The organism is Streptomyces sp. WELS2 (assembly GCF_013870595.1).
Classification (GTDB): Bacteria; Actinomycetota; Actinomycetes; order Streptomycetales; family Streptomycetaceae; genus Streptomyces.
Map to the genome: position 1 here is coordinate 1 of NZ_JACBWZ010000563.1, position 4,225 is coordinate 4,225.

Consider the following 4,225-nt stretch of genomic DNA (forward strand, 5'->3'; position numbering starts at 1 on the left):
CGGTTACGGCGTGAGTCCTTGGGCTCCAGCGGTATCGGCGAGCCCCGCAGCGGCTCGTCCGCGGTCCTCGGCAGCGTCAGCCGGAACTGGGAGCCGCCGCCGGGTTCACCCCAGGCCTGCAGCCAGCCGCCGTGCAGCCGCGCGTCCTCCAGGGCGATCGACAGCCCGAGGCCGGTGCCGCCGGTGGTACGCGCGCGTGCCGGGTCGGCCCGCCAGAAACGGCTGAAGACCCGGGTCGCCTCGCCGGGCTTCAGGCCGACGCCGTAGTCCCGTACGGCGACGGCCACCGCTCCGCCCGCGGCGGCGAGCTTGACGACGACGTCCTTGCCCTCGCCGTGCTCGACCGCGTTGACGACGAGGTTGCGCAGGACCCGCTCCACACGCCGGGCGTCCGCCTCGGCGACGACGGGCTGCTGGTCACCGACCACCCGTATGTGCGTGCCCTTGCGCTCGGCGAGCGGCTCGGCGCCGCTGACGACCCGCCGGACGACCTCCCTGAGGTCTATCGGCTCGGCCTCCAGCGCGGCGGCGCCGGCGTCGAACCGGCTGATCTCCAGCAGGTCCGCGAGCAGCGACTCGAACCGGTCCAGCTGGTCGGCGAGCAGCTCGGCCGACCGAGCGGTCACCGGATCGAAGTCCTCGCGCGCCTCGTGGATGACGTCGGCGGCCATCCGGACGGTGGTCAGCGGGGTGCGCAGCTCGTGCGAGACGTCGGAGACGAACCGCCGCTGCATCCGCGACAGCTCCTCCAGCTGCTGGATCTTGACCTGGAGGTTCTGAGCCATCTTGTTGAAGGCCTCGCCCAGGCGCGCGATGTCGTCCTCGCCGGTGACCTTCATCCGCTCCTGCAGCCGCCCGGCGGACAGCCGCTCCGCGATCCCGGCCGCCATCCGCACCGGCGTGACCACCTGCCGCACCACCAGCCAGGCGATGGCGCCGAGCAGGACCACGACGAACAGCCCCGCCGTGGCCAGGGTGCCCTTGACCAGGCTCAGGGACTTCTCCTCCTGCGTGAGCGGGAAGAGGTAGTACAGCTCGTACGGGCGGCCGTTCGGGTCGTTGACCTGCTTGCCGATGGCCAGCCCCGGCTGCGACTCCTTGCCGCCGAAGTAGACGATCCGTGTGTTGCTCTGCACGGCCGTCGTACCGCTGTTGACCCGCTCGCGCAGCTCGGCGGGCACGCTGGAGGTCGGGTTGACGTTCCCGGAGCCACGCGGGCTGCGGCCGCCGCCGCTGTCGTCGCCGACGGGCAGCGTCACCACGTCGAAGGCGCCCGCGCCACCGCTGGACAGCGACTCCACGAGGTCGCTCATCCACTGGATGACGTTCTGCGACTGCCGTCCGTCGGCGGTCGCCGTACCGTCACCGGTCCCGGCCGCCCCGCCGGCGCCCGTGCCGCTCGCCGCCTCGTCGGCCTTCTGCTTGGCCACCGCGAACCCGCCCGTGGCCTGGCTCTGCGACGCCTTGACCTTGGCGTCCAGCAGGCCGTTGCGCACCTGCCCGATCACCACGAAGCCCAGCAGCAGGACGACGCCCAGCGACATCACCAGGGTCGTCGCGACGACCCTGAGCTGGATGTTGCGCCGCCACAGCCGCATCACGGGCAGCAGCGGACGGCGCACCCAGCGCAGGAACAGCCGCAGGACCGGGCTGCCCTGCACTCCGCCGTGCGGCAGCCCGCCCTCGAACAGCCTCCTCAGGCGCGCACCCACCGCCGTCCGGCCGACAGGCCGCCCCGGACGGGTCCCGGGCCCGCCGGGAACCGAAGCGGCACTGTCCCCGGACATGTCAGCTCGGTCCGGCCTTGTAACCGACACCACGGACGGTCACCACGATCTCCGGCCGCTCCGGGTCCTTCTCGACCTTGGAGCGCAGCCGCTGGACATGCACGTTGACGAGCCGCGTGTCGGCGGCGTGGCGATAACCCCACACCTGCTCGAGCAGCACCTCCCGGGTGAACACCTGCCACGGCTTGCGCGCGAGCGCCACCAGCAGGTCGAACTCCAGCGGGGTCAGCGCTATCGACTGCCCGTCCCGCTTCACCGAGTGCCCGGCGACATCGATGACCAGGTCACCGATGGTCAGCTGCTCCGGCGCCGGCTCCTCCGACCTGCGCAGCCGGGCCCGGATCCGGGCCACCAGCTCCTTGGGCTTGAACGGCTTGACGATGTAGTCGTCCGCGCCCGACTCCAGGCCCACCACGACATCCACGGTGTCGCTCTTGGCCGTGAGCATCACGATCGGCACCCCGGACTCCGCCCGGATCAGCCGGCACACCTCGATACCGTCCCGTCCGGGCAGCATCAGGTCGAGCAGCACCAGATCGGGCTTGCTCTCACGGAAAGCGGCCAGCGCCTTGTCGCCGTCGGCTACGAAAGACGGCTCAAAACCTTCACCACGCAGCACGATCCCGAGCATCTCGGCCAGTGCGGTGTCGTCGTCGACGACAAGGACTCGTCCCTTCATAAACGACATCATCCCATTCTCGTAACGGTGACCGGGGCGCTGGTGAGGCAGGTCACTGGCCGGTGACGATAGTCGTAGGGGACCGTCACTGTCTGCCCCTGTCCGTCGGCATCGATGTCGGCGGTGGATGTCAGGGGTCCGGAATCCGCCGCTTGACGCGGCCGCCGGATGTCACGGCCCCTCTCCTCGCGCATCGACGCGGGCAGAGGGGCACCGCTGTCTGCCCCCGGCCGCCGGACGGCGGCCCGGTTACACGGGGTCCGCGGTGTGGCGCGACCGGGCGGAGAGCGCGGCGAGGGACTCGGCGGTCACCGGGGAGACGGCTCCCTCCTCGGTGACGATGGCCGTCACCAGCTCGGGGGGCGTCACGTCGAACGCCGGGTTGTACGCCTGCGTCCCCAGCGGCGCCACCGGTATCCCGCCTGCCGCGCCGGTCGCCGCCACCTGGGGTGCCACGACCTCGGTCACCTCGAAGCCGGGCCGCTGCTCGACCTCGATGGACGCCCCGTCGGGAGTGTCCGGATCGAACGTCGTCACCGGGGCCACCACGATGAACGGCACATGGTGGTACCGGGCGAGCACGGCCAGCGGATAGCTGCCCACCTTGTTCGCCACCGAACCGTCTGCCGCGATCCGGTCCGCCCCGATCAGCACCGCGTCCACCTCACCCGCCGCGAACAGCGAACCCGCCGCGTTGTCGGTGAGCAGGGTGTACGGCATGCCGCTGCGGGCCGCTTCGTACGCCGTCAGGCGCGCCCCCTGCAACAACGGCCGTGTCTCGTCCACCCACAGCCGCCGCAGTCGCCCCGCCCGGTGCGCGGCGAGCGCCACCGCGAACGCCGTGCCCTCCCCGCCCGACACCAGCGAACCGGTGTTGCAGTGGGTCAGGATGCGGTGCCCCCCGGCCGGCAGCAGTTCGTCCAGCAGCGTCAGCCCGTGGGCCGCCATCCGCGCGCTGGCCTCGGTGTCCTCCTGGTGCAGCGCCCGTGCCGCGGCCAGTGCCGCCACGGCGGCCGCGGTGGGGTCACCGGTGCGGGCCAGCGCCACCTGGTGCGCGGACTCGGCCCGGCGCACCCCGACGGACAGGTTCACCGCGGTGGGCCTGGCCCCTTCCAGCGTCCGCGCCGCCTCGGGCACGTCGAAGCCACGCGCGGCGGCGAGCGCGACGCCGTACGCACCCGCGATCCCGAGCAGCGGCGCCCCGCGCACGGCGAGCGAGCGGATCGCCTCCACCAGCGCCGACGCGTCCGTGCACACCAACTCGACCTCTTCGGCCGGCAGTCTCGTCTGGTCGAGGACGACCAGTACAGGGCCCTCGGGTGGTTCCTCCCATCGGATCGCCGGTATCCCGGTCGGCCGCTTGTCCCCGCTGGTTCGCGCCTGCTGATCAGCCATGCCGTCAGTCTGCCCCGGATCCGGCGGACAATTGAAGAAGTCCCCTCCCCACTGCGGCCGGTACCCCGGTGACCGGCCCATGGCACGATGGCTGGCAACCCGCCGCCGCGACCGCGGACGGGCACCGAGAAGGAGCTTCGATGACTGACACTCCGGGCTGGGCCTCGCCCGGATCCGCCCCGTCGTCCGAGGGGCGGGAACCCGGTGCGTCCGGCCCCGCCGAGCCCGCCGACCGCCCCGGTCCCGCGCAGCAGCCGGGCGCGGACCCGCAGGGCACGGGCGTGAAATGGTCCAAGGAGCAGCCGCCACCCGGTCAGTGGTCGGCGCCCACCGGCGCCCCCGGGACGCCCGGGGCGCCCGGGAC

Annotated in this window: 3 protein-coding genes and 1 pseudogene; 1 reads left to right on the top strand and 3 read right to left on the bottom strand. The window is 72.6% G+C overall.

Annotation, left to right across the window (positions count from 1 at the left end; all coding sequences use genetic code 11):
- The 3 genes from mtrB to mtnA all read right to left on the bottom strand — a co-directional run.
- On the bottom strand, window positions 1-1,787 hold a 1,787-nt coding region (mtrB, locus tag H5J33_RS25690), incomplete at its 3' end, for an MtrAB system histidine kinase MtrB (RefSeq protein WP_181797242.1).
- A gap of 1 nt (window position 1,788) precedes the next feature.
- Window positions 1,789-2,478 (bottom strand): two-component system response regulator MtrA, encoded by a 690-nt coding sequence (mtrA, locus tag H5J33_RS25695; RefSeq protein ID WP_187279108.1) that lies wholly within the window; start codon window positions 2,476-2,478, stop codon window positions 1,789-1,791.
- 237 nt (window positions 2,479-2,715) lie between these two features.
- Entirely contained in the window at window positions 2,716-3,861 is a 1,146-nt protein-coding gene (gene mtnA, locus H5J33_RS25700; RefSeq protein WP_181797243.1) for an S-methyl-5-thioribose-1-phosphate isomerase, read from the bottom strand.
- 140 nt (window positions 3,862-4,001) lie between these two features.
- On the opposite strand from mtnA, the pseudogene H5J33_RS25705 reads away from it, so the two are divergent.
- A pseudogene (locus H5J33_RS25705) lies at window positions 4,002-4,225 on the top strand (hypothetical protein); the annotation flags it as partial.

Excerpts from the sequence above, each read along its gene's own strand:
- mtrA (WP_187279108.1), bottom strand. The coding sequence starts at position 2,478 with ATGATGTCGTTTATGAAGGGACGAGTCCTTGTCGTCGACGACGACACC.
- mtnA (WP_181797243.1), bottom strand. The coding sequence starts at position 3,861 with ATGGCTGATCAGCAGGCGCGAACCAGCGGGGACAAGCGGCCGACCGGG.